Here is a 24,368-nt window from a genome sequence, read left to right on the forward strand (position 1 = left end):
TATTACTCCGCGGCTTCGAGTTCGCCGGCTGGCGGCATGTTGTGGCCGAGCAGGCGCAACACGTCTGCCGCGCATTCCACCACGTTGGAGCCAGGACCGTAAATGCCCTGAACACCGGAATTGCGCAGGAACTCATAGTCCTGCGGCGGGATGACACCGCCAGCGATAACCTTGATATCGCTTCGGCCTTCTTCACGCAGCCGCTGAATCAACTCGGGGATCAACGTCTTGTGACCGGCCGCGAGCGATGATGCACCCACGACGTCGACGCCGTTGTCCAGTGCCAGCACCACCGTCTCTTCCGGCGTCTGAAACAGCGGACCGGAGACGACGTCAAAGCCCATGTCACCGAACGCCGAAGCGATCACATTCGCACCGCGATCATGCCCATCCTGGCCCATCTTCGCGACGAGCAGCTTGGGCTTGCGGCCGAGGCGACGCTCGACAGCGGCAACACCGTCGATGACTTGCTGCCACCGACTGTCACCTGCGTAAGGCGCAGCATAAACGCCCTTCACGGGAGTGGGCTGCGTGCCGTAGCGATCGAAACTCTCTTCCATCGCCGACGAGATCTCGCCCAGAGTTGCGCGGGCGCGGGCGCACTCCACCGCAAGAGCCAGCAGGTTGTTTTCAAGGCTCGCAGGAGCCGCAGCGCCCTTGCGCAGCGCTTCCAGTGCAGCCTGACACTTGGCCTCGTCGCGCGCCGCCTTCACCTTCTGGATGCGGGCGATCTGCGCTTCACGGACCTTGGTGTTATTAACCTCCAGCGTCTCGAGGTGATCCTCATTGGCAAGGCGGTACTTGTTCACGCCGACGATCACATCATCGCCACGATCCACGCGCGCCTGGCGACCGGCAGCCGCTTCCTCGATCATTGCCTTGGGCCATCCGGCGGCCACAGCCTTGGCCATGCCGCCTTCGTTCTGGACGCGCTCGATGATCTCCCAAGCCTTGTCGACAAGTTCCTGGGTCAGCGACTCGATGTAGTACGAGCCTCCAAGGGGATCGACGACCTTGGTCATCCCGGTCTCTTCCTGGATGATGATCTGGGTATTCCGCGCGATGCGGGCCGAGAAGTCGGTCGGCAGCGCGATCGCCTCGTCGAGCGCGTTGGTGTGGAGCGACTGGGTGCCGCCCAGCATCGCAGCCATCGCCTCGATCGTGGTGCGGATGACGTTGTTGTAGGGGTCCTGCTCGGTCAGCGACACGCCGGAGGTCTGGCAGTGCGTGCGGAGCATCTTGCTACGCTCGTCCTGCGCGCCGAGCTGCGTCATCGCGCGGTGCCACAGCACGCGCGCGGCGCGAAGCTTGGCCACTTCCATGAAGAAGTTCATGCCTATCGCGAAGAAGAACGAGAGCCGCCCGGCGAACTTGTCGATGTCGAGACCGGAGGCGACGCCGTACTTCACGTACTCCATGCCGTCGGCTATGGTGAAGGCCAGCTCCTGGACCTGCGTCGCGCCGGCTTCCTGCATGTGGTAGCCGGAGATCGAGATTGAGTTGAACTTGGGCATTTCTCGGCTGGTGTAGCCGAAGATGTCCGAGATGATCCGCATGCTCGGCTCAGGGGGGTAGATGTAGGTGTTGCGGACCATGAACTCCTTGAGAATGTCGTTCTGGATGGTCCCGTCGAGCAGCTTGCGATCCACGCCCTGCTCTTCGCCCGCGACGATGAAGAAGGCGAGGATCGGGATCACTGCGCCGTTCATCGTCATCGACACAGACATCTTGTCGAGCGGAATTCCGTCGAAGAGGATCTTCATGTCCTCAAGCGTATCGATTGCGACGCCGGCCTTGCCGACATCACCCGTGACGCGCGGATGGTCGGAATCGTAGCCACGGTGCGTGGCGAGGTCGAAAGCGACCGAAAGGCCCTTCTGACCCGCGGCCAGATTGCGACGGTAGAAGGCGTTCGATTCCTCGGCAGTCGAGAAGCCCGCGTACTGGCGGATGGTCCAGGGACGGCCCGCATACATCGAGGCACGCACGCCGCGCGTGAACGGCGCGAAGCCGGGAAGGCCGGGCTCCACCGTCACATCCTCAGCCGTGTAGAGCGGCTTCACGGCGATCCCCTCAGGGGTCTGCCAGGTCAGGTCGCGACCCTTGACCTCCTTGTCAGCGGCGGCGCGCCACTTCTCGAGATCGGCATGCGACGAAGGCTCCGGCAGCTTGCGCGCATCAGGCGCGGCACCGCTGTCTTCCCCGGTGTTCGTCTCGATCGTGGGCTTCTCGCTCATCGTCCTACCTCGCAATGGAGAGCGCAGCCGCCCTCTCCGCTTGAATTCAGTGCGCCTCTTTCGGCGTTTCCATGATCTCGGTGAGCTGACCGCCCATATCCTTCGGGTGAACGAAGAAAATGAGCGTACCGTGTGCGCCTACGCGCGGCTCACCCAGAACACGCTTTCCTTGGCTCTCGAACCAGGCCTTGGCTTCCTGAATGTCCGGCACTTCATAGCAGATGTGGTGCTGCCCCCCGAGCGGGTTCTTCTCCAGCCACTTGCCGACGGCGGAGTCCGGCGTGGTCGGCTGCAGCAGCTCCACCTGGGTCCCCGCAGTGCCATTTTCGCCCGGCGTGTTGACGAAGCAGACACGGACCTGCTGGCTCTCCAGCACGAAAGGCTCGGTGATATCCGCCGCACCCATGACGTCGCGGTAGAACGCAACCGATGCATCCAGATCCGGGGTCGCAACGCCGATGTGGTTCATTCTGCCAAGCTTCACGCCGCCTTCTCCATCTGCTGAGCGGCAACATTCTCGATGATCATGGCAATGCCCTGGCCGCCACCAATGCACATGGTGATCAGGCCATACCGCCCGCAGATGCGCTTGAGCTCATACATGCACTTGATCGTCAGCATCGTGCCGGTGGCGCCCACGGGGTGGCCGATCGATACGCCCGAGCCATTGGGGTTCGTCTTCTCAGGATCGAAGCCGAGAACCTTCGCACAGGCAGCGGCCTGAGCGGCAAACGCCTCGTTGCTCTCGATCACGTCGATCTGATCGAGACCGAGGCCCGCACGCTCGAGCGCGATCGGCACCGCCTTGATCGGCCCCTCGCCCATGTACTCCGGCTCCACGCCAGCATGCCCCCATGCGATGATGCGCGCGAGCGGCTGGAGACCGCGCTTCTCAACCTCGGCGGCAGTCGCAAGCACGACAGCGGCCGCCCCGTCGTTGATGCCCGAGGCATTGCCGGCGGTGACCGTGCCATCCTTCTTGAAAGCCGGCTTCATTGAGCCGAGCGTCTCAACGCTGGTCTCGCCACGGACATGCTCGTCCGTGTCGAAAACGGTGACGCCCTTGCGTGTCTTTACCTCGACGGGGAGGATTTGCTCCTTGAAGCGCCCTTCCTCGATCGCACGCGCAGCGCGTTGATGGCTGGTCGCTGCGAGTGAGTCCATGTCTTCGCGAGTAACCTGATGGCGCTCAGCCACGTTCTCAGCAGTGATTCCCATGTGAAAGCCGCCGATCGCATCCGAGAGGCCGAGCGTCAGCGCGTCCTCCTGGGTGTTCGCGCCCATCTTCTTCCCCCAGCGGACGCCGTGGTCGTGATAAGGCACGTTCGACATCGACTCCGCGCCGCCGGCAACCGTGAGCGTCGCTTCGCCCAGCATCATGATGCGCGCCGCCGAGACAATCGACTCCACACCCGAACCGCACAGGCGGTTCAGCGTCAGCGCCGGGACCTGTGCGGGGATGCCGGAATTAAGTGCCATCACACGGCTGAGCATCTCGTCACGCGCGCTGGTCGGCATGACCTGTCCGATGACGACGTGCTGCACATCCTGCGGCGCCACGCCCGCGCGATTAAGAGCCTCGGTCACGACCATCGTGCCCAGCTCAGAGGGCATGAACGACTTGAGCGAACCGCCGAAGTCGCCGACCGGAGTACGTACTCCGCTGACGATGTAGATGTCTTCCATGTCCGCTCCTTCAGTTGCCTTCTATGCGCGGCTGTGAGCCTGATCGGCTGCTTGCAATCCGATAAAATTCCCAATCCGCACGGTGCGCAGTTCCATGCTGCCCACCTTCTCGTTCAATCTTCCGAGGTGAGAGGAAACCTCTGATAGCCCCACCCAACCACGTCGAAACGCTCTTGCGCGAGCACTTCAATGCAGAGGCGACATCGTTGCGCGTGCTCAAGCGAGTTTCTCTCGGTCCACAAGCTTGTCCATGTCCTCCTGAGTTCGGCGTAACGCCACAATCGTCTCGTCGCTCGAAGCGTTCATCTTGGGCACCGCCTCGAGACTTCTCTCCTACAAGGGGATGTTGTCGTGCTTTTTCCAGGGATTCTCGAGCTGCTTGTTGCGCAGCTTGCGAAGGCCGAGGGCAATGCGGCGGCGAGTGGAATGCGGATAGATCACTTCGTCGATGTAGCCGCGGCTTGCGGCCACGAACGGATTGGCGAAGCGGTCCTCGTATTCCTTCGTGCGAGCGGCGATGCCTTCTGCGTCCTGGCCGCGGAAGATAATTTCCACTGCGCCCTTCGCACCCATCACCGCAATCTCGGCAGTCGGCCACGCGTAGTTGAGATCGCCGCGCAAGTGCTTCGAACTCATGACGTCGTAAGCGCCGCCATAAGCCTTGCGAGTGATGACGGTGATCTTGGGCACGGTCGCCTCTGCATAGGCGAACAGCAGCTTGGCACCGTGTTTGATGATGCCGTTGTGTTCTTGCGCGGTGCCAGGAAGGAAGCCCGGCACGTCGACGAAAGTGATGATGGGAATGTTGAACGCATCGCAGAAGCGCACGAACCGCGCAGCCTTGCGTGAGGAATCGATGTCGAGCACGCCCGCGAGCACCATCGGCTGGTTGGCAACAACACCAACAGTCTTACCCTCGACGCGGCCGAAGCCGATCAGGATATTGCCCGCATACGTCGGCTGAAGCTCGAAGAACTCGCCCTCGTCCAGCGTCTTACGGATCACCTCGTGCATGTCGTAAGGCTGATTCGCGTTGGGCGGAATGATCGTGTCGAGGCTTTCCTCCAGACGATCCCAGGCGTCGGCACTCGGGCGCTCGGGCACTTCGTCGCGGTTGGAAGCAGGCAGGAAGTCGAAGAAGTCGCGCGCGGCCAACAGCGCCTCGATATCGTTCTCGAGAGCGAGGTCTGAAACAGAGGTCTTGCTGGAGTGCGTGACCGCGCCACCCAGTTCCTCCTGAGTTACGACCTCGTTGGTCACGGTCTTCACCACGTCAGGACCGGTGACGAACATGTACGAGCTATCCTTCACCATGAAGATGAAGTCGGTCATTGCCGGCGAATAGACCGCGCCACCCGCGCAAGGTCCCATGATCAGCGAGAGCTGCGGGACAACGCCCGAAGCGAGCACGTTGCGCTGGAAGATCTCGGCATAGCCGCCGAGCGAAGCGACGCCTTCCTGAATGCGCGCACCACCGGAGTCGTTAAGACCGATGACGGGCGCACCGACCTTCATGGCCATGTCCATGATCTTGCAGATCTTCATCGCGTGCCGCTCAGACACAGCGCCGCCGAAAACGGTGAAGTCCTGGCTGAACACGAAGACGAGGCGACCGTTGATCGTCCCCGAGCCGGTTACGACACCGTCACCAGGGATGGTGTTCTCCTGCATGCCGAAGTCGACGCAACTGTGCTCGACATAAGCATCGACCTCTTCGAAGCTGTCTTCATCAAGAAGGACGTCGAGCCGCTCGCGCGCGGTTAGCTTGCCCTTGGCGTGCTGTGCATCGATGCGGCGTTGACCGCCGCCCATCTTTGCAGCTGTCCGGCGGTTCTCCATCTCGGCGATGTTGGCTGACATTGCGCTTCCCTTGCCCCGCATGAACTGATGAACTCGTGCCTTGCCTAAAGGCAGGAAGGAGGCAGCAGGTCAATAGGGTTTAACCGCGCGATTAACGACCATGCGCTGCATTGCACCTCGCCGGAGCGATATGATGCCGCCAGCCGCGCCAAGGTGCGCTTACTTCAAGAGCACCAGTTCCTCGGCCATAGTCGGGTGAATGGCAACCGTCGCATCGAAATCGGCCTTCGTAAGCCCTGCCTTCACCGCCACCGCAGCGGCTTGCATGATCTCGGGCGCATCGGGTCCGATCATGTGCATGCCCACCACTTTGCCCGTCTGCTCGTCACAGATCATCTTGTAGAGCGAGCGTTCATTGCGGTGCGCGACGACATTCTTCATCGGCCGGAAATCGCTTTCGTAAACGGCAACGCTTCCAAGCGTGTTGCGCGCCTGCGCCTCGGTCAGGCCGACGCTCGCCAGTGGCGGATGACTGAACACCGCGCTCGGAATGCAAGTGTAATCCACAGTATGCGGATTGTTGCCAAACACAGTGTCCGCAAAGGCCTGCCCCTCGCGAATGGCGACTGGCGTCAGCTGCACCCGGTTCGTGACGTCGCCGATCGCATAGATATGCTCGACAGAGCTGCGGGAATTCTCGTCCACCCTGATGGCGTTCTTCTCGTCCAGTTCGACGCCGATTTCCTCCAGTCCGACACCCTCTACGTTCGGCACGCGTCCGGTGGCGAACAGCACGCAATCGACCTCGATCGGCTCATGCCCTGTCATCGAGACACGCAGGCATCCTTCCGATGTCTTCTCGATGCTCTGGAACTCAGCGTGGAAGCGAAAATCTATGCCCTTCATGATCGAGATTTGCAGCAAGCGGTCGCGCAGGGACTCGTCATATCCACGCAGCAGCTGATCGGAACGGTTGATCAGGGTCACCTTCGAGCCGAACTGGTGGAAGATGCCGGCAAACTCATTGGCGATATACCCGGTGCCGGCAATCAGGACGCGCCGCGGAATCGCATCCAGGTGGAAAGCCTCGTTCGACGTAATGCCAAGCTCGCAGCCAGGAAATGAAGGGATATGCGGCCGTGCGCCGGTGGCGACCAGAATGCGCGCCGCCGTCTTCTTCTCCCCACTGGACAGTGTGACTTCATGAGGGCCCGTTATCGTGGCGCGCTCGTGGAAAATCTCCACGCCGGCATTCTGGAGGGTCTGCGTGTAGATACCGTTCAGTCGATCGACATCCGACAGCACGTTGTCCCGTAGCTTGACCCAGTCGAACGTGCAGTTCTCAATCTCCCAGCCAAAATGCCTGGCGTCCTCCAGATCCTCCGCGAAGTGCGCGCCGTAGACCAGCATCTTCTTGGGGACGCAGCCGCGGATAACGCAAGTCCCACCGACTCTGTGCTCCTCAGCCACTGCCACGCGCGCGCCATGCGCCGCCGAGACCCGAGACGCGCGAACCCCGCCCGACCCGGCGCCGATGGTGAAAAGGTCGTAATCGAATTCAGGCATGTGCGCGCTCCTGCTGGTGTGCGCTGCATATGCGTGCAGATGACTCCGATTGCCAGAGAGAGACCTACGGCGAGCAGGAGAACCAACTCGCCGCAGCCCACCCCGGAGCGGCTCAGCGCAAGGTCAGGCGCCAGGTTGCCAGCGCGCGCACGTCGTCTGCTGCCGTATTCGCAGCGGCGGCAAAGCGCAGCGCAGAGTGGGCTCGTACACGTTCGTAGCCCAGGCTCACCACCGGATCGTAACGGCCGGTCAGGCCCACGCGCTGCTGGTTGAAGGTCAACGACCGGCTGGCAAGATCGTACCCCGACGCGTAAGTCAGCGTGCCCGAGCCAGCAACGGCGACAAGCGGCAGGGCAAGGCCGAACCGCACACGACCGCCCATGGCGATGCGGCTGGCCGACACACCGGCACGCTGCGTCACGATCGAACTTGCGGACGTGAGCAGCGTGTCGGCTCCGATCTGCAGCCTCGTGGCGCCCAGCGAAGCATAGCCGTCGAGCGACCAATCGCCCGCTTCCCAATTGCGCGACAACTCGACGAACACGGTGCGCGCACCATCACCAAAGCGCATGGCGCCGGCGCCGACGGGTGTACCAAACAAGGTCCCCTGCTCCTCGAGCAGACCCGCTTTGACTCGGCCTATAGAACCGTTCCAGCTCACGACAACGCCACGGGCCGAACCTGCCTGGCCATCCCCGGCCATGGCCGATACCGAGAGACGTCCGGCACCAAGGCCTCGCTCCACACCGAACGAGAGGTTTGCCGCCGGGACGTAGGCAAGCGTGACGTCTGAGGCTGGAGCAAGGCCCATCGCCTCGTCCTGAACGCCATCCTGGCCGGAGTAAGCCGCCCGCAATCGTGTGCTCCCTAGGCTGGCTGCAAAATCACCCCAGGTCAGTTCCGAACGCTGATCGGCGGCGCCCGGCCCCCAGCGAAAGTGCGTGTAACCGAGACTTGCTGACAGGCCGGGCGCCGCCACCTGCGTCGATCCCGCCCCCGCACCTGTCGCGACGCGGCGGGCAAAGCCGCCCCGGCGTCGCTCGGGATGATTCACCAGCCCCGCGAGGCTACCGCTGAAGTCTCTGCCATAGGCGTCGAGCACCGTCACATCATTCAGCATCGCGCGGATCTTCGCGCCAGCCGCAGCACCGCCAATGGCTTCGGGTATGACCATGACAGAGCCGGTCAGTGCTGTCTGCGCGGTGCCGTTCGACAGGGTCGGCGCCACCGGTGAGAGGGCCGCCTCGACGTCGATCAAGCCGCGGCCGTAGACTGCGTCGGTTCCGACAGCGCCAAGATCGCGAGCAGTGCTTACGATAACCTCGCCCGCCTCAATCCCCGAAAGCTGCGGCCATTTGCTGAGAATCAAAGCGGCCAGCCCGCTCACTTGCGGCGCGGCTGAGCTCGTACCGCTGAAAAAGACGGCTCGGCCATCCACGTCCATCGTTGCATTCGTGCCGATCGCCGTCACACAGCGCGACATGGTGATGGCGCCGCACCGGTTTGAATAATCGGCGATGGAGAGCACTCCTCCGCTTTCCTGGGCCGCTACGACGAACAGCCAGCCAGCGGCGTTGGAGGACTTGAAATCGAGGTAGCCCTTCGGGTTCGCTTCTCCATCGTTTCCGGCCGAGTTGACGAAGAGCCCACCTGCGGCGGTGTAGCGGGAGACCATGTTCGACCAGCCGGAACTGGGTTTGCTCGCGTCGATCTTGGCCAGGGAGGCGTTGACTACCTTCACGCCGTTTGCCGCTGCATAATCGAGCGCCGCGGGAAGAGTGCGTCCCAACGTTTCCTCACCGCTCGTGGTGTCGACATCGCTGACTCGCAGCGCAACGATCTTGGCGTCGGGGGCAATCCCCTGAATGCCGGCGCCGTTGTTCCGTCCTGCGATGACACCAGCGACCAGAGTTCCATGATCAGAATACTCATCGCCAATCACGTCGCGTGCAGTGGTGCTCCCTCCGGTCGTCGTCCTTCCAAAGTCACGGCTTAGCGAGGAGATCTGCCCCGACAGTTCCGCATTCTCAAACACGCCATCGTCGACCACGCCGACGAGAACGTTCTGCCCGGTCCAGCCGTTGTCCAGCGCATAGAGGGCGCGCACGTGCTCGAACGCGACATAGTTGCGACGGTACTCTTCGTCGTCGGCGGGAGATCGCACGGAAACAGATGACTTGGAAGAAACCGCCGAAATCACAAGGGGAGCGGGTGCTGGCGCCGGAGTGGGTGTAGGCGTCGGAGCGGGTGTAGGCGGTGGAGCGGGCGCTGGCGTCGGAGCGGGTGTAGGCGTCGGAGCGGGCGCTGGCGTCGGAGCGGGCGCTGGCGTCGGAGCGGGCGATGGCGCCGGAGCGGGCGCTGGCGTCGGAGCGGGCGATGGCGTCGGAGTGGGTGTAGGCGTCGGAGCGGGCGATGGCGTCGGAGCGGGCGATGGCGTCGGAGCGGGCGATGGCGTCGGAGCGGGCGATGGCGTCGGAGCGGGGGCTGGTGCCGGAGCGGGGGCTGGTGCCGGAGCGGGGGCTGGTGCCGGAGCGGGCGCTGGCGCTGGCACCGGCAACGGCGAAGAGACCGGCAACGGCGAAGAGACCGGCCCCGGCGTTGACGCTACGGAGCCGCCTCCTCCGCCTCCACAGGCGGATAGAGCCAGCCCGGCAACACTGCACAAAGCGAAGCTGCGAACGGCGTTCAGACGAAGGTGCATGGCCAAAAGAATCCCGACGCGGGTGGTACAACGCAGCCGGTCTTACTTGCTCATGCTTTACAGCAGCTTAGCGCGATACCCGTATCGCCCCCGAGATGACAGACAAGGCCTTCACGGCCCTTCACTTGGCGCAACCCACAAGGAGACGGATCAGGCGATACCTGCCAGTTCCAGCAAAGCTTCCGTTGAGGGATCGAATGTCGTTCCCCCCTTCTCTATCTGCTTGGCGATTACCTTGCCGAGTTCGACACCGAACTGGTCGAAGGGGTTGATCTCCAACAGCACGGCGTTGGCGAAAGTACGGTGCTCGTGGAAAGCAACCAGCGCGCCGAAGCTGGCTGGCGACACTTCGTCGAGCAGGATCGTTGCCGAAGGCCGATCGCCGGGGTACGCGCGGGCCGGGTCGCTGCTCGCTTTTCCGGCCATCAGCGCCGCCCCCTGCGCGAAGCAGTTGGACAAGAGGATGCGATGATGAGCAAGGTCGAGGTCGTGGCCGGGCGCGATGGAGGCGACGAAATCGACCGGCACGATGTTGGTGCCCTGGTGTAGTAGCTGAAACACCGCATGTTGCGCGTCGGTGCCGACACCACCCCATGTGATCGGAGCAGTCGGACCATCAACCGCGTCACCATCGAAGGTGACCGACTTGCCGTTCGACTCCATCTCCAACTGCTGAAGATAGTCTGGCAGCAGCGCCAGGCGCTCATCATACGCGAAGACCGCACGCGTCTGGCATCCGCGCAGGCGCGTATAGAACTGGTCGGCGAAAGCTGCCCGCAGCGGAATGTTGTCCGCCGGATCGGCATCGCGGAAGTGCCGGTCTACAACCGCCGCCCCTTCGAGCATTTCCGCAAAATCCGGCCAGCCAAGCGCCATCGCTACAGGAAAGCCGATGGATGACCATAGGGAGTACCTGCCGCCTACGCTCTCGGAAAAAGGCAGTATGCGTGTCTCGTCAACGCCCCAGTCGACCGCCTTTTCCGGTGACGCGGTCAGAGCCACGACACGGCCGTAGGGATCCGTCACCCCGTTTTCGCGAAGCCAGCCGATCACGCTTTCGGCATTGGTCATCGTCTCGATTGTGGTGAACGTCTTGGATGCGACCGCCAGCATTGTCGTCGCGGGATCGCAAACCTTGAAGGCCGCCTCGAGCGCAGTGCCGTCGATGTTGGAAACAACGTGGACATCGACCATCGCCCCCTCTCGAGCCAGTGCGTCTACGGCGAGTGCAGGTCCGAGAGCCGAGCCGCCGATGCCGACGTGGATCAGGTGCTTGACCTCTCCCATCGCGCCGCGGTGGATTGCCTCAACAATGGCAGCCATGCGCGCGTGATAGCTACGCGCCAGTTCGACGCTCTCGTCCTTGCCGACGCCGCGCTGCGCCGTGTGCTCGGCGGCGCGGCCTTCCGTGGGGTTGACGATTTCGCCAGCGAACAGCGCCTCACGCCGGGCGGTGAAACCCGTTGCCTCCGCCAATTCGAGGAACGCGGCCAAGTGCGCCTCATCAAGGTGCGTCTTGGACCAATCGAAGCGGATCCCCTCCTCACCAATGTTGAGACGAGTTGCGAGCCTTGCGAGACGGTCCGGATCGTCTGCGAACAGTTCGGCAAGCGTGGGCTTTGGAAGCTTTGCTAGCTTGTTCCAGACGGTCTGCGCCTTCTCGGTCATGCTACATCCTATCTACGCGAGCTTGCCCCGCACTCGCGCCGCCTTATGCCTGTTGCACCTGCGAGCGCCAAGGCCGATCTTGGCCCGAATGGCGCGATCCGCAGCCGAATCGCCGTGTGCATAGCCTTGACGGACGCTATGGGGAGCAACATGGACTCCACGATGACCGAAACCGATAAGGCCGCTCCGGATACCCACTCGGCCGCCACTCCCAAGCCTGCGCCCCGCGAAGAGGACAAGCAGGAGAACTTCCTGGTTTTCCTGCTAAAGCTGGTGGTTCTGGTGGTAGTGTTCCGCAGCTTCATCTTCTCACCGTTCAACATTCCCAGCGAATCGATGCTGCCGCGCCTGCTCAACGGCGACTATCTGCTCGCCTCCAAATGGTCCTATGGGTACTCGAAGTATTCGCTGCCGTTCAGCCTGCCGCTGATCCCCGGCCGAATTTTTGCCAGCCAGCCCGAGCGCGGCGATGTGGTGATCTTCAAGGCCCCGCCCGGCAACGACGTCGACTACATCAAGCGCGTAATCGGCTTGCCCGGTGACACCGTACAGATGCGCGATGGTCAGGTGTTTCTGAACGGCGAGCCTGTTCCCAAGCAAAGGGTTGAAAACTTCGTTCTGCCACTCACGCCCAACACGCGTTGCTATGCACTTGAGTTCACAACGGAATTGCCGGGCGGTGAGCTCGCCTGCTCCTATCCGCAGTTCCGCGAGACGCTACCCAACGGCAAGAGCTACAACGTGCTCGATCTCACTGAGCAAGTTCAGGATAACACCCCGGTCTACACCGTTCCGGCAGGGCACCTCTTCCTGATGGGCGACAATCGCGACAACTCGCTCGACAGCCGTTTCCCGCCGATCGAGGGCCAAGGCATCGGGATCGTCCCGCAGGAGAACCTCGTCGGCAAAGCGGCCGTCATGATGTTCTCTACCGATGGCGGCGCGGAGTGGCTCAAGCCCTGGACGTGGTTCACCGCTGCACGCTGGAACCGGATCGGCGGATTGTTCTAGTGCTGAATGATGCCACCCTGCGGTTCCTTGGCGAGATCACAGGGCGAGAGCTGCAGGATCAAGCGCTCTGGCTGGAAGCGCTGACTCACGCCAGCACGGCGGCACAGCGGAACTACGAGCGACTCGAGTTCCTGGGTGATCGCGTGCTGGGGCTTTCCATCGCCGAGTGGCTGTTCGAGCGGGGGGATGAACCGGAAGGCCGTCTCTCGCAGCGCCTCAACGCACTGGTCAGCCGTGCGACTTGCGCGCAGGTCGCCCGCAGCATCGGCCTTGCCCCACATATTCACATGGGCAAGCAGGCGCGGGATGACGGCGGCCAAGACAGCGACAATATCCTGGGAGACGTCATGGAAGCCCTGATCGGCGCCTGTTTTCGCGAAGGCGGCTTTGAAGCGGCGCGAGATATGGTGCGCCGGTTGTGGGAGGAGCCCGTCATGGGCAAGACCGGCAACCGCAAGCACCCAAAGTCGGCACTCCAGGAATGGGCGGCAGGGAACCGCAAGCGTGTACCGGAGTACAAGCTGATCGACCGCTCGGGGCCGGATCATGCCGCGCGCTTTACCGTATCGGTCTCGATCCACGGAGTGGGTGAGGCACAAGCCGTCGCCAACAGCAAGCAAGACGCCGAAACGCTCGCGGCAGAAGAATTCATGAGGAAGTACGGATGACTCAGAAGTGCGGTCTGGTGGCCGTGATAGGCGCACCGAATGCGGGCAAGTCCACGCTCGTGAATGCGCTGGTTGGTCAGAAGGTGGCGATCACCTCGGCAAAAGCCCAGACCACGCGCGCGCGGCTGCTCGGCATTGCCCTGCAGGATGAGGTGCAGATTATCCTGGCGGACACGCCCGGCATCTTCGAGCCTCGCCGCCGCCTCGATCGCGCGATGGTGGCTGCGGCCTGGGAAGGTGCTCAGGAGGCTGACGCGATCCTGTTGATGGTCGATCCCAGCAAGCAGCGCCGGCACGAGCTGGAACCGCTGCTGGAAGCGCTGAAGGACCGCCCTGAGCGCAAGATTCTGGTGCTCAACAAAGTCGATGCCAGCGCCAAGGAGCCGCTGTTGGCGCTGGCGCAGGAACTCACCGGAAAAGTCGAGTTCGAGGAAGTGTTCTTCATCTCCGCGCTGACCGGCGATGGCGTGCCCGAGTTGAAGGACCGGCTGGCAACTCTCATGCCCGAGGAGCCCTGGCACTACCCCGAAGACCAGGTTTCCGACGCCAGTGAGCGCCTGCTCGCGTGCGAAGTCACTCGCGAGCAGATCTACAGGCTGCTCCACGAGGAACTCCCTTACGACAGCGCAGTGCGGCCGGAAGCCTACACGCATCGCAAGGATGGCTCCGTCGAGATCCGACAGCAGATCGTGGTGGCGCGCGATAGCCAGAAGGCCATCGTGCTCGGAAAGCGTGGCACCATGATCCGCGCCATCGGCGAGGCAGCGCGAAAGGAACTCGCGGACATCCTGGGGCAGAAGGTCCACCTGTTCCTCCACGTGAAGGTGGAGGAGAACTGGGCAGAGGCGCGCGACCTCTACGAGGAACTCGGGCTCGACTGGGTGAAATAGAACACCCGTGAGGCGATCCGCCGCCAAGCGGATCGCCGGAGTTTCAGCGTAGCTTCTTGATCTCCATGCCGTGCTGCTTTGCCGCTTCCTTGGTGGACTCCTCGGTGCGGTTAAGCGCCTTGGCGATCTCTTTCAGGCCTTTCCCCTTGCCGGCGAGGGAGCGCAGGCGCTGCAACTCCTCAGGCTTCCAAGGCTGCTTGTGCTTTGCAGTCTTGTCGCTCATTCCGCAGCTTCCTCAGCCTTCTTCGGCTTCGGCCTCTTGGCCTTTGCAGCTGCCGCCTTCTTGGCAGGCGCTTTCTTGGAAGGCGCCTTTTTCGCCGCAGCTTTCTTGGGCGCAGCTTTCTTGCGGCCCTTGGTCGACGGGCCCTTTGCAGCCTTCTCGTCGATCAGCACGATCGCTGCTTCCGGGGTAAGCTCTTCGGGCTTGGCATCGCGCGGCAGAGTTGCGTTGGTCGTGCCGTCCGTCACGTAGGGGCCATAGCGGCCCGCCAGCACCTTCATCTCGCCGCCCGAGGTGGGATGAGGACCCAGGACCTTGATCGGCTCCGCAGGCGTGCGGCTACCCCGCCCGCCTCGGTTCGCCGCCGCCTCTGCAAGCAACGAGACGGCTGCATTCATGCCGGTCTCGAACACGTCGACTGTGGAGCGCAAGCGCGCGTACTTGCCTTCGTGAACGAGGTACGGCCCATAACGACCGATGTTCGCAGCGATTTCTTGTCCTGTTTCGGGGTGATTGCCGACCGTACGCGGGAGGCTCAGCAGCTTGAGCGCCCATTCCAGCGTGAGCTCGTCGATGTCCTTGGGGACCGAGCCGCGCTTGGCCTCCTTGCCCTCACCGAGCTGGATGTAAGGTCCGAAGCGCCCCGACCTGCGAGTGATATCCAGCCCGGTCTCGGGATCCTTGCCGAGCACCTCGTCGTCCGCCTGATCCGCGCTGCCGCCGGGCTGCGCGAACTTGCGGGTGAACTTGCATTCCGGATAGTTCGAGCAGGCCACGAAAGCACCGTAGCGGCCGCCACGCAGTGACAGGCGCCCTTGCTCGCACTTAGGGCAAAGCCGGGGGTCCGATCCATCGTCCTGGGGGGGAAACAGGTAGTCAGAAAGAAACTCGTCCAGCGCCTCGGTCACTTCGGAGGGTTTGCGCCCCATGACTTCGTCGGACTTCGGCTTGAAGTCGCGCCAAAACTCGGCAAGCACGTCCTTCCATTCGGCCCGACCGCCCGAGACGTCATCGAGCTCCTCTTCCATGCCCGCTGTGAACTCGTAAGCGACGTAGCGGTCAAAAAAGCGCTCGAGGAATGAGGTGAGGAGGCGCCCGGATTCCTCTGCAAAGAAACGATTCTTTTCAGTGCGGACGTAGTTACGATCCTTCAGGACCTGAAGCGTCGCGGCATAGGTCGAGGGTCGACCGATACCGAGCTCCTCCAGGCGCTTGACGAGGCTTGCCTCTGAGTAGCGCGGAGGAGGCTGGGTGAAGTGCTGCTCGGCCGAAACGTCTTTCTTGGCGGGCATGTCGCCAGACTTCATCGCGGGGAGCAGACCGCTTTCCTCGTCCTCGTCGCCCTTCTGGTCACGACCTTCCTCGTAGACGGCGAGGAAGCCGGGGAACTTCACGACCTGTCCAGTGGCGCGCAGTTCATTGCGCCCGGTTCCGTCGCGCAAAGTGACGGTCGTGCGCTCCAGCGCAGCCGATGCCATCTGGCTGGCCATCGCGCGCTTGTAGACGAGATCATAGAGCCTGGCTTCGTCCCCGGAACCGAAATGATCGCGGGTAAACTCGGTCGGCCGGATCGCCTCGTGCGCTTCCTGGGCGTTCTTCGCTTTCGTCTCGTAGTGCCGGGGCTTCTCGGGAAGATAGTGACCGGAAAACTTGTCGGAGATCGCGGCGCGCGCTTCGGCAATCGCCGAAGGGTCCATCTGCACGCCGTCGGTTCGCATGTACGTGATGGCACCGGCTTCGTAGAGTGTCTGCGCCACGCGCATGGTGTGGCTGGCGGAGAAACCGAGCTTGCGCGCCGCCTCCTGCTGCAGGGTAGAGGTGGTGAACGGCGGCTGCGGATTGCGGCGATGTGGACGGGTCTCAACGTGCTCCACCTTGAAGGCGCCGGATTCGACCGCAGCTTTCGCGCGCATCGCGATGCCTTCGTCGCCAAGGCTCAGGCGGTCGAGCTTCTGGCCCTCGAAGGTCACCAGCCTGGCAGTGAAGTCAGCGCCATCGTGCGCCATCTGCGCCACGACCGACCAGTATTCCTGCGGCTTGAACAGCTCGATCTCGCGCTCGCGATCGACGATCAGGCGCAATGCCACGGACTGCACACGGCCAGCCGACTTCGCGCCGGGAAGCTTGCGCCAGAGAACTGGCGACAGCGTGAAGCCGAACAGATAATCCAGCGCTCGCCGGGCTAGATACGCGTCGATCAGATCCTGATCGAGCTCACGTGGGGCCTCCATCGCCTTCGTCACCGTATCCTTGGTGATGGCGTTGAAGGTGACGCGCTGCACGTCTTTGGGAAGCGCCTTGCGCTTGGCCAGCAACTCGCGGACGTGCCACGAGATCGCCTCGCCTTCGCGATCAGGGTCAGTGGCAAGGATCAGGCGGTCAGCTTGCTTCGCAAGATCGGTGATCGCCTTCACCTGCTTCTGCTTGTCGCCGTATAGCTCCCAATCCATGGCGAAATCCTCGTCCGGCCGAACTGAACCGTCCTTCGGCGGCAAGTCGCGGACGTGGCCATAGGAGGCGAGGACACGGTAGTCCTTGCCGAGGTACTTCTCGATGGTCTTCGCCTTTGCCGGCGATTCTACGATAACAAGTTGCATTGTGGTTCCGAAAAAGAGCCCCTACGCGTGCGCGCACGCCTACACCTACGAGTTGGTAACGTCCGAAGAGGCCTGTCAAGGAGCGAGCGAAACCCGCGCTCCCGCATGGCGGATCAAACGGCCCATCAACTCCAGCTCGAGCAGCGCGAGCTGAACCGCTGACGGGCTTTCCCCGGATTGCCGAACCAACTCGTCCACTCCGACAGGCGCGAGCGTCAGCATACCTGCAAGGTCGGGTGAGTTCCCAACGTCTGGGTGTTCGGGCCACTCGCCAACCGTTACCGCCTCCTGTAAGACCGCACGCGGCTTGCCGTCGAAACCGGAGATCAGTTCCATCACATCCTCAGGCGACTGCACCAGCACCGCACCGTCGCGGATGAGCTGATTACAGCCGTGCGAGCGGGCATCGAGCGGCGAGCCGGGAATAGCCATGACTTCACGGCCGAACTCTCCGGCCAGTCGCGCTGTGATCAGCGAGCCCGATCGCGGCGCTGCCTCGACGACCAGAGTTGCCGCAGCCAAGCCCGCGATGATGCGGTTGCGTGAAGGGAAATGCCGCGCCAGCGGTTCGGTACCAGGCGGTTGCTCGGCAATCAGCAGCGCCTCCTGCGCGATCCGCTCCTGCAGATCGGCGTGTTCCGGCGGATAGGCGATATCGATGCCGCTGGCGATGACGCCTACCGTCGCCCCGCCGCCTGCCGACAGCGCGCCAACGTGCGCTGAACCGTCGATCCCGCGCGCGAGCCCCGAGACCACAGTGCAGCCGGCCTCGGCCAGAGCGAGCGAAAAATCCCGGGCCAACTTCAGCGCAGCCACAGAAGCATTGCGTGCACCAACTACGGCGATGCAAGGCGCGTGTGCACGGGAGACGTCGCCTCGCACCGTCAGTATCGGCGGGGCGCCTTCGCTGGCAGCAAGCAGGGCGGGATAATCGGGGGAGTCCAGGAAGAGGTAGCGAGCGCCTGCTTTACGGACCGCGGCGATCTCGCTTGTCACCCGCTCCTCGGCAGCAACGCGGTAGGTCCGGCGGCCCTTCCCCGCCAGTTCAGGTAAAACTTCTATTGCAGCCCGGGCCGTGCCGAACCGCGCCATGAGCTGCGCGAAGCTGACCGGACCGACGTTGGGCGAGCGCAACAAGCGTATGCGAGCGAAAGCTTCGTCCTGCGAAAGCGCGGCGCGCGTGCTCACGCCTTGGAACCGCCGATCCGAGGCTCCGTCCCGTCACGCAAGCGCGCGATATTGGCGCGGTGCATCCAGAGCACCAAAGCGGCGAGCACCACCAGAACAGGCACAAAGTCGGAGTACCCGATTACGAGCGCGGCGATCGGCGCAGCGACGGCAGCACTCATGCCGCCAAGCGACGAGACGCGCGCGAGTGCCAGCACCGCAAGCCAGACCGCTGCATAGACGAGGCCGACCGGCAGTGCGAGGCCGAAGCATACGCCCGCAAACGTCGCCACGCCCTTGCCGCCGCGAAACCCCAGCCATACCGGAAAGCAATGGCCTACCACCGCCCCAGCCGCCGCGATTACTTCACTGCCGGGCCACAAAGCTCGGGCGAGCAGCACCGCAACAAGTCCTTTCGCCAGATCCAAAAACAAGGTGGCGGCGGCGAGCCCCTTGCGCCCGGTCCGAAGGACGTTGGTGGCTCCGATGTTACCCGAACCGATTGCGCGCAAATCTCCGGCGCCTGTCAGCCTGGTCAGTAGCAGGCCGAACGGCAGCGAGCCGAGGAGATAGCCGAGCGCGAGAGCAAGAATCCACGTCATAGCCCGTTCTTAGAACCACTCCTGGGGACTCGTCGAGCAGTAGCGCGAACGCATGTTGCCCTGCGCCCTGCCCACTCGCTAACAGACGGATGCGACTTGCGCCCGAAAGGACCTTTAGACTTGCACCGCCCCCTCGCCGCTACAGACCCGATCTTGCTGTTCGACTCGGGCGTGGGCGGGCTCACGGTGCTTCACGAACTGCGCGCCGTGCTGCCCCAGGCGCCTGTGGTCTATGCAGCGGACACTGCTGGCCTCCCCTACGGCACCAAGACCGAGGCCCAGATCGCAGCGCGGGTAGCGGGCCTGCTCGGGCGGCTGACCGAACGGTTGAACCCGCGCCTTGTCTGCATCGCCTGCAACACCGCCTCGACGATCGCTCTGGGCATGGTACGCGAAGTGCTGGAGGTACCGATCGTCGGCACGGTGCCGGCGATCAAGCCGGCGGCCGCGATGACACGCAGCGGCGTGATCGGCCTGCTCGGTACCGAAGCAACGATCCGCCAAGCCTACGTAGACCGACTCGAAGCCGAGTTTGCGAGCGGCAAGCGCCTGCTACGCCACGCTGCGCCAGGGCTGGTGGAAGCCGCCGAAGCCAAGCTTCGTGGCAGCCAGACGCAGCCAGCCGCCATAGCTGCAGCCGTCCAGGGGCTGCGCGCCATGCCGGGCGGCGACGAGATCGACACGGTCGTGCTCGCCTGCACTCATTTTCCTCTGCTTAAGGAAGAGCTCGCGGCAGCCTTCGGCAGCAGCGTTGCTTTCGTGGATGGCGCCAGCGGTATCGCCCGGCAAGTTGCGCGACTGCTTCAAGGGCAGGAGTTCCGCCGCGAGGCTCCTGACTATGCGCTGACCACCGGGCCTGAACCCTTCTCCCAAGGGTATGCAGCCGCCATGCGGCGCTACCATCTCGAGGATATTCGACTCGTCTAATGAGCCATCGGCGACTCACCATCGCCTCGGTCGCTTTTTCTAACAGGGATAAGTGGCTGGCATTGCAGGGACGAATGACGTAAGCCGCCCCTCGAATGTGCCGGCATTCCGGCAGCCGCGGAGCGGACCGATTTCGTGAACTACGACCAAATTTTCGATCAGGCCATCGATCGCCTGCACTCTGAAGGCCGCTATCGCGTCTTCATCGATATCCTGCGCAACAAGGGTGCCTTCCCGAACGCGCGTTGTTTTGCGGGGCACAACGGGCCGAAGCCGATCACCGTGTGGTGCTCGAACGATTATCTCACCATGGGGCAGCACCCGAAAGTGGTGTCGGCCATGGAAGAGGCGCTGCATGACGTGGGCGCCGGCTCAGGCGGCACGCGCAACATCGGTGGCAACACACACTACCACATCGAGCTTGAGCGAGAGCTGGCGGACCTTCACGGCAAGGAAGGCGCGCTGCTGTTCACCAGCGGCTACGTCTCGAACGATGCGACCTTGTCCACGTTGGCCAAACTGCTGCCGGGCTGCGTCGTCTTTTCGGACGCGCTCAACCATGCGAGCATGATTGCCGGCATCCGCAATTCCGGTTGTGAGAAGAAGGTGTGGCGTCACAATGACGTCGAGCACCTTGAAGAGCTGCTTGCGGCAACGGACCCAAACGTGCCCAAGCTGATCGCCTTCGAAAGCGTTTACTCGATGGACGGCGACGTTGCCCCGATCCATGCGATTTGTGCTCTGGCGGACAAGTACAACGCGATAACCTACCTGGACGAGGTGCATGCGGTGGGCATGTACGGCAAGCGCGGCGGCGGCATCTCGGAGCGGGATGAGGCCGCGGATCGCATCACCATCATCGAAGGCACGCTGGGCAAGGCGTTCGGCGTGATGGGCGGGTACATCGCAACCGACACGCGCATCATCGACTGCATTCGCTCGTACGCGCCGGGCTTCATCTTTACCACGAGCCTTTCGCCAGTGCTGGTCGCGGGCGTGCTCGCTTCGGTCCGGCACCTCAAGGCGTCTTCGGAGGAGCGCGACGGCCAGCAGCGCGCCGCAGCGGAGCTTAAGGCGATGTTCCGCGACGCCGGGCTGCCGGTGATGGATTCGGTCACGCACATCGTACCGCTCATGGTGGGCGATCCGGTCAAGGCCAAGAAGATCAGTGACATTCTGCTGGCCGAGTACGGCGCCTATGTGCAGCCAATCAACTTCCCGACTGTACCCCGGGGCACAGAGCGCCTTCGCTTCACGCCCGGCCCGGCTCACACCGAGGCAATGATGCGTGACCTTACCGACGCCTTGGTTGAAATCTGGGATCGCCTAGAGATGCGTATCGCCGCCTGACAGTATCGGGCGTCACCGCCGCACGAGCATCGCTTCGTGCGGACGGCGCCTGGCGATGGCGTAGCCCGGCACAGTTGGCAAGTCCTGTTGGGCAACGCCCGATATCCAGATTGCATCAAAGCCGTCGCGGCGCATTTCCCCTAGGGATTGGCGTAGCGCCAACAAGTCTGGCTTATTCTCCGGACACTCGCGCGCAATGGTCTGCGAGTCGCTGGTCCAGCGCGCCTGAAAGCGCGGGTCGCGAATCGTCACCAACCGAGCATTGTCGACCATGAAGAGCGTGTTCACGAAAGCTTCGCGCCGGGTGACGGCATAGCTCCCCAGCTTCTCGTCCGGCAGTAGCTTCCACCTGTCACATGACGGCGGCACATAGAGGTAACCCAGCCGCCCGCCGTGAGGCACTGCCTCCAACATTTCCAACCGACGCTCCAGTTCGGGGCTGCGCTCAAGCCAACTCCAGGTGACACTGGTCAGTCGAACCGCGAAGAAAGTGACTCCCAGCAGGCAAATGAGCTCCTCGCGCCTGGGGTCTGCAGCCGGTTTGATGGACAGGATGAGAATGATGAGGGCTACGGGCGCCGTGCGAAGGTCCGTGCCCCACGAGTTCAGCAAGTAGACGGGCGCCGCCAACGCAGCAGCCGACAGCAGCAGACCGGCCAAAAACAGCCGCGGCTCCACAATACGCGGCCTAGCCCAGAGCAGCGCCGTCAGTGCCGATACAGCAATCACCGCCAGGAGCGGCAGGTCGACCTCAGCCCACGTCCCGCGGAGCGCGCCAGCGAAGGCGGTAAATTTTGTGAGCACGAAGGCATCATAAACAATTGAGAAGTCGGAGCCGGCGGCTTGCAATCGCCAGAACACGAGCGGCAGCAAGGGCAGTAGCAGCGGAGCGTTCCGCCAAGCAGCCCCCATCAGGTCATGCGGCTTGCGAAGGGCGCCAAGCTCATTGGCAGCAGCAAGCAGGACGAGGATTCCCCAACTCGCCAGGTGCGCTGTCCAGACGACGATCCCGGCAGCAGCTAGCCCAAGCTGTCCCGCCAAGGTCTCGTTCTTGCGAGCAAGGATCCAGGCGCCGACCAGAAAAGCGAGGGCAGTGCCGAAGCAGTAGTTCAGGAAGCCGTACATCCACGCTTGGTGGAAAGCGAAGGGAAGCGCAAGCATGGCACTGGCTGCCACTCGGCCATGGGCGGCGCGACTCACCGCTATTATTCCTGCGATCGTCAGCGGCGCTATCACGGCGGTTATCAGCCGAGTGGCCATCTCGCCACCCAGCCAGCGCCCGATCAGGGCCGCCGGGATATCTTCCCCGAGATTGCCTATCCAGTGCCATTGCACCTCGAAATAGCGCGACAGCGGCCCACCGCTGGCCGCCATGGCCATGATGTGGTGACGTGCCATATGTGCTGGCGCGTCGACGAAACCGGAAATGGGTACGAACAGGACCGGGATCAGCGACAGTAGCGCGGCGATGCCACTCAGCATCCACATGCGCTGCTGACCGCGCGTTCGAGACGCAAGCACGCGCGACGCCATCAGCTTGCTCCCCTCACGCTCAGTCGCCGTCTGAGCTGGGCGACCATTTCGACCGGTCCAGGAACCGCGCTTCCCATGAAGCTTTGCGCATGGCAGTTACAGAGCCTCATCCACTCGCCACTCGCGGGAAAGCGGGCTGCGCTAGCTAGAGGACTGTTCATGAAGTTCGTTCGGATAGGTACTCTCATCCTTGGCGCCCTCGCCATCATAGTCGGGCTCCTATGGCTCGGGCAGGGCACTGGGCTCATCCTTTGGCCGGAAAACAGCTTCATGCTCACCGACCGCACTTGGGCTCGCAATGGCTTGCTGCTAGCCGCTGTCGGCGCGATCGTGTGCTGGCTCGGATCGCGGCTTCGCTGAGTGTTGTCTCATCCCACAGCTTCTGGATCGACAGGCATGTCCAGGATGAAGCGGGCGCCCTGCCCTTTTTGACTTTCGACAGAGAGTTCGCCGTTCATGGCGCGTGCCAGCCGGCGCGAGATGTAGAGCCCCAGTCCGGACCCGCCATCACCGCTGCGGCCCAACCGCTCGAACTTCTCGAAAACGATAGCCTGTTCCTCTTCCGAAAGCCCCGGCCCCTCATCCGCGACGATCACCCGCGCCCGCTCGTCGCGATGCTCCAGGCGAATGGAAACGTGAGAGCCTTCGGGCGAGTAGCGAATCGCGTTGCCGATGAGGTTGATGAAAATTTGCAGCACCCGCCGGAATTCGGCCACCGCCGGCAGGCTTTCGGCAGGGCTAAGCCCCTCGATGACAATGCACTTCTCGCGTGCGCGGACGCCTAGAATGCCCGCTGCCTGGCGGGCGACCTCCGCCAGATCGATGTGGTCCGGGGCAGCCACGAATGTGCTAGACTCGACGATCTCCAAATCGCTTAGATCCTCAAGAAGGCCCAGCAATAGTCGCCCTGCATTGGCAATCTCACCCGCATAGTCGGCATAAGCGTCCGGCAGCGGCCCGGCGAGACGAGTGCGGATGGTCTCGGCATTGGCGATGATACGCGAGATCGGCTGACGCAGCACAGGCGCGAGATCCTGTCCTACCAGACCGCGTCCGAGCCCCATCCCGGCCAGAGCAGGAGCCTCCGGCTCGGAGTACGGCTCATCCGATACAAGCAGCAGCTCGAATCCGGCCGGCTCCGCTCCGGGCTGCGCCTGCGGCAGAAGCACGATGCGCCACTCGCGCGACGAGCCGGGGATGCGTATCGGCGCACCGTCCAGAAGTCGCCAATGCAGCGGGTGCGCGGCGCCGCTCTCAAAGTTGACAACGTCGGTAAAGGGCCTTCCAATTCCTTCCTGCATCGCCGTCGCAAGATCGCGCAGCTCGGCGCTGTCGCTTGCAACTGCGAGGATGCGCTGCTCCGCATCCAGCCATGCGACGAGTTCGGCGACTTGCCGATCGACCACAGCCCGGCGCTCGATACTGCCGTCATTATCCTCCGGCGGAAGCGGTGTGGCACGCCAACTGCGCAACACGATCTCACAACCGCTCCCATCGTTTTTCGGCGTCACTTCGACCCAGGCGTTGATCACGTCCGCTCCGTCGTGCGCGCAGATCGTCCGCGCCAGGCGGTTCCGATAGCGCCTTGCCTTGCTCACCAGCTCCAGCAACTCGGGCACGGCTATAGTGCCTGGCAGCTCTCCCCCGCAGCGTCGCTGTAAACCCGTCAGCAGCTCATCCGCAGTGACGAGGCGATCATCGGGATCGCTCACCGCGCGAGCAAGGATGGTCTCGGGCCCGTCCAC

19 protein-coding genes are annotated in these 24,368 nt (G+C 63.2%); 6 read left to right on the plus strand and 13 right to left on the minus strand.

Features of this window, described 5'->3' with window-relative positions; genetic code table 11:
* Positions 1 to 2: 2 nt before the first annotated feature.
* The 7 genes from scpA to pgi all read right to left on the minus strand — a co-directional run bounded on the left by scpA (position 3) and on the right by pgi (position 11,658).
* On the minus strand, positions 3 to 2,237 hold the full coding sequence (scpA, locus tag ABVV53_RS12065) for a methylmalonyl-CoA mutase (protein WP_353984674.1): 2,235 nt from the start codon (positions 2,235 to 2,237) through the stop codon (positions 3 to 5).
* A gap of 46 nt (positions 2,238 to 2,283) precedes the next feature.
* On the minus strand, positions 2,284 to 2,721 hold the full coding sequence (mce, locus tag ABVV53_RS12070) for a methylmalonyl-CoA epimerase (RefSeq protein ID WP_353984675.1): 438 nt from the start codon (positions 2,719 to 2,721) through the stop codon (positions 2,284 to 2,286).
* On the minus strand, positions 2,718 to 3,923 hold the full coding sequence (gene bktB / locus ABVV53_RS12075; protein WP_353984676.1) for a beta-ketothiolase BktB: 1,206 nt from the start codon (positions 3,921 to 3,923) through the stop codon (positions 2,718 to 2,720). The genes mce and bktB overlap by 4 nt, the downstream gene beginning before the upstream one ends.
* Before the next feature lie 333 nt (positions 3,924 to 4,256).
* Positions 4,257 to 5,783, minus strand: a complete 1,527-nt coding sequence (locus tag ABVV53_RS12080) for an acyl-CoA carboxylase subunit beta (protein ID WP_353984677.1) — start codon at positions 5,781 to 5,783, stop codon at positions 4,257 to 4,259.
* A 159-nt stretch (positions 5,784 to 5,942) separates the two neighbouring features.
* Positions 5,943 to 7,289 carry a glutathione-disulfide reductase gene (gor, locus tag ABVV53_RS12085; RefSeq protein ID WP_353984678.1) on the minus strand — a complete coding sequence of 449 codons (1,347 nt, stop codon included), beginning with the start codon at positions 7,287 to 7,289 and terminating at the stop codon, positions 5,943 to 5,945.
* A 112-nt stretch (positions 7,290 to 7,401) separates the two neighbouring features.
* Positions 7,402 to 9,453, minus strand: a complete 2,052-nt coding sequence (locus ABVV53_RS12090; protein WP_353984679.1) for a S8 family peptidase — start codon at positions 9,451 to 9,453, stop codon at positions 7,402 to 7,404.
* Between the two features lie 687 nt (positions 9,454 to 10,140).
* A complete protein-coding gene (pgi, locus tag ABVV53_RS12095) occupies positions 10,141 to 11,658 on the minus strand; it encodes a glucose-6-phosphate isomerase (RefSeq protein ID WP_353984680.1) in 1,518 nt (505 codons plus the stop codon).
* Between the two features lie 162 nt (positions 11,659 to 11,820).
* Between pgi and lepB the strand changes: the two genes are divergently transcribed.
* Genes lepB through era form a run of 3 tightly spaced genes read left to right on the plus strand, consistent with a single transcriptional unit; the run spans position 11,821 to position 14,227 of the window.
* Positions 11,821 to 12,669 carry a signal peptidase I gene (gene lepB, locus ABVV53_RS12100; protein WP_353984681.1) on the plus strand — a complete coding sequence of 283 codons (849 nt, stop codon included), beginning with the start codon at positions 11,821 to 11,823 and terminating at the stop codon, positions 12,667 to 12,669.
* Positions 12,669 to 13,337 (plus strand): ribonuclease III, encoded by a 669-nt coding sequence (gene rnc / locus ABVV53_RS12105; RefSeq protein ID WP_353984682.1) that lies wholly within the window; start codon positions 12,669 to 12,671, stop codon positions 13,335 to 13,337. The genes lepB and rnc overlap by 1 nt, the downstream gene beginning before the upstream one ends.
* Positions 13,334 to 14,227: a GTPase Era gene (gene era / locus ABVV53_RS12110; RefSeq protein WP_353984683.1), complete on the plus strand. Its 894-nt coding sequence runs from the start codon at positions 13,334 to 13,336 to the stop codon at positions 14,225 to 14,227. The genes rnc and era overlap by 4 nt, the downstream gene beginning before the upstream one ends.
* 43 nt (positions 14,228 to 14,270) lie before the next feature.
* Here era and ABVV53_RS12115 read toward each other — a convergent pair whose 3' ends face one another.
* The 4 genes from ABVV53_RS12115 to plsY all read right to left on the minus strand — a co-directional run bounded on the left by ABVV53_RS12115 (position 14,271) and on the right by plsY (position 18,813).
* Positions 14,271 to 14,450: a hypothetical protein gene (locus ABVV53_RS12115; protein WP_353984684.1), complete on the minus strand. Its 180-nt coding sequence runs from the start codon at positions 14,448 to 14,450 to the stop codon at positions 14,271 to 14,273.
* Positions 14,447 to 17,044, minus strand: coding sequence for a type I DNA topoisomerase (gene topA, locus ABVV53_RS12120; RefSeq protein ID WP_353984685.1), 2,598 nt, complete (start codon positions 17,042 to 17,044; stop codon positions 14,447 to 14,449). The genes ABVV53_RS12115 and topA overlap by 4 nt, the downstream gene beginning before the upstream one ends.
* Positions 17,045 to 17,119: 75 nt before the next feature.
* Positions 17,120 to 18,232 (minus strand): DNA-processing protein DprA, encoded by a 1,113-nt coding sequence (dprA, locus tag ABVV53_RS12125; protein ID WP_353984686.1) that lies wholly within the window; start codon positions 18,230 to 18,232, stop codon positions 17,120 to 17,122.
* A complete protein-coding gene (gene plsY / locus ABVV53_RS12130) occupies positions 18,229 to 18,813 on the minus strand; it encodes a glycerol-3-phosphate 1-O-acyltransferase PlsY (RefSeq protein WP_353984687.1) in 585 nt (194 codons plus the stop codon). The genes dprA and plsY overlap by 4 nt, the downstream gene beginning before the upstream one ends.
* Before the next feature lie 120 nt (positions 18,814 to 18,933).
* Between plsY and murI the strand changes: the two genes are divergently transcribed.
* A complete protein-coding gene (gene murI / locus ABVV53_RS12135; RefSeq protein WP_353984688.1) occupies positions 18,934 to 19,740 on the plus strand; it encodes a glutamate racemase in 807 nt (268 codons plus the stop codon).
* Between the two features lie 135 nt (positions 19,741 to 19,875).
* Complete coding sequence (hemA, locus tag ABVV53_RS12140; protein WP_353984689.1) at positions 19,876 to 21,090, plus strand: 5-aminolevulinate synthase; 1,215 nt, start codon at positions 19,876 to 19,878, stop codon at positions 21,088 to 21,090.
* Between the two features lie 12 nt (positions 21,091 to 21,102).
* Here hemA and ABVV53_RS12145 read toward each other — a convergent pair whose 3' ends face one another.
* A complete protein-coding gene (locus ABVV53_RS12145) occupies positions 21,103 to 22,623 on the minus strand; it encodes a hypothetical protein (protein WP_353984690.1) in 1,521 nt (506 codons plus the stop codon).
* Positions 22,624 to 22,782: 159 nt separating this feature from the next.
* Between ABVV53_RS12145 and ABVV53_RS12150 the strand changes: the two genes are divergently transcribed.
* Positions 22,783 to 22,983: a hypothetical protein gene (locus ABVV53_RS12150; protein WP_353984691.1), complete on the plus strand. Its 201-nt coding sequence runs from the start codon at positions 22,783 to 22,785 to the stop codon at positions 22,981 to 22,983.
* An 8-nt stretch (positions 22,984 to 22,991) separates the two neighbouring features.
* Here the strand turns inward: ABVV53_RS12150 and ABVV53_RS12155 are convergent, their stop codons facing one another.
* On the minus strand, positions 22,992 to 24,368 hold the full coding sequence (locus ABVV53_RS12155) for a sensor histidine kinase (protein ID WP_353984692.1): 1,377 nt from the start codon (positions 24,366 to 24,368) through the stop codon (positions 22,992 to 22,994).

This window comes from Novosphingobium kalidii, from assembly GCF_040534015.1.
In the GTDB taxonomy this organism is placed as follows: domain Bacteria; phylum Pseudomonadota; class Alphaproteobacteria; order Sphingomonadales; family Sphingomonadaceae; genus Novosphingobium; species Novosphingobium kalidii.

What these genes read in the sequence shown, in the direction of transcription:
- gor (WP_353984678.1), bottom strand. Translation starts at nt 7,289, where the DNA reads ATGCCTGAATTCGATTACGACCTTTTCACCATCGGCGCCGGGTCGGGC.
- ABVV53_RS12150 (WP_353984691.1), top strand. Translation starts at nt 22,783, where the DNA reads ATGAAGTTCGTTCGGATAGGTACTCTCATCCTTGGCGCCCTCGCCATC.
- plsY (WP_353984687.1), bottom strand. Translation starts at nt 18,813, where the DNA reads ATGACGTGGATTCTTGCTCTCGCGCTCGGCTATCTCCTCGGCTCGCTG.
- ABVV53_RS12080 (WP_353984677.1), bottom strand. Translation starts at nt 5,783, where the DNA reads ATGTCAGCCAACATCGCCGAGATGGAGAACCGCCGGACAGCTGCAAAG.
- ABVV53_RS12115 (WP_353984684.1), bottom strand. Translation starts at nt 14,450, where the DNA reads ATGAGCGACAAGACTGCAAAGCACAAGCAGCCTTGGAAGCCTGAGGAG.
- ABVV53_RS12145 (WP_353984690.1), bottom strand. Translation starts at nt 22,623, where the DNA reads ATGGCGTCGCGCGTGCTTGCGTCTCGAACGCGCGGTCAGCAGCGCATG.
- lepB (WP_353984681.1), top strand. Translation starts at nt 11,821, where the DNA reads ATGACCGAAACCGATAAGGCCGCTCCGGATACCCACTCGGCCGCCACT.
- topA (WP_353984685.1), bottom strand. Translation starts at nt 17,044, where the DNA reads ATGCAACTTGTTATCGTAGAATCGCCGGCAAAGGCGAAGACCATCGAG.
- pgi (WP_353984680.1), bottom strand. Translation starts at nt 11,658, where the DNA reads ATGACCGAGAAGGCGCAGACCGTCTGGAACAAGCTAGCAAAGCTTCCA.
- era (WP_353984683.1), top strand. Translation starts at nt 13,334, where the DNA reads ATGACTCAGAAGTGCGGTCTGGTGGCCGTGATAGGCGCACCGAATGCG.
- scpA (WP_353984674.1), bottom strand. Translation starts at nt 2,237, where the DNA reads ATGAGCGAGAAGCCCACGATCGAGACGAACACCGGGGAAGACAGCGGT.
- bktB (WP_353984676.1), bottom strand. Translation starts at nt 3,923, where the DNA reads ATGGAAGACATCTACATCGTCAGCGGAGTACGTACTCCGGTCGGCGAC.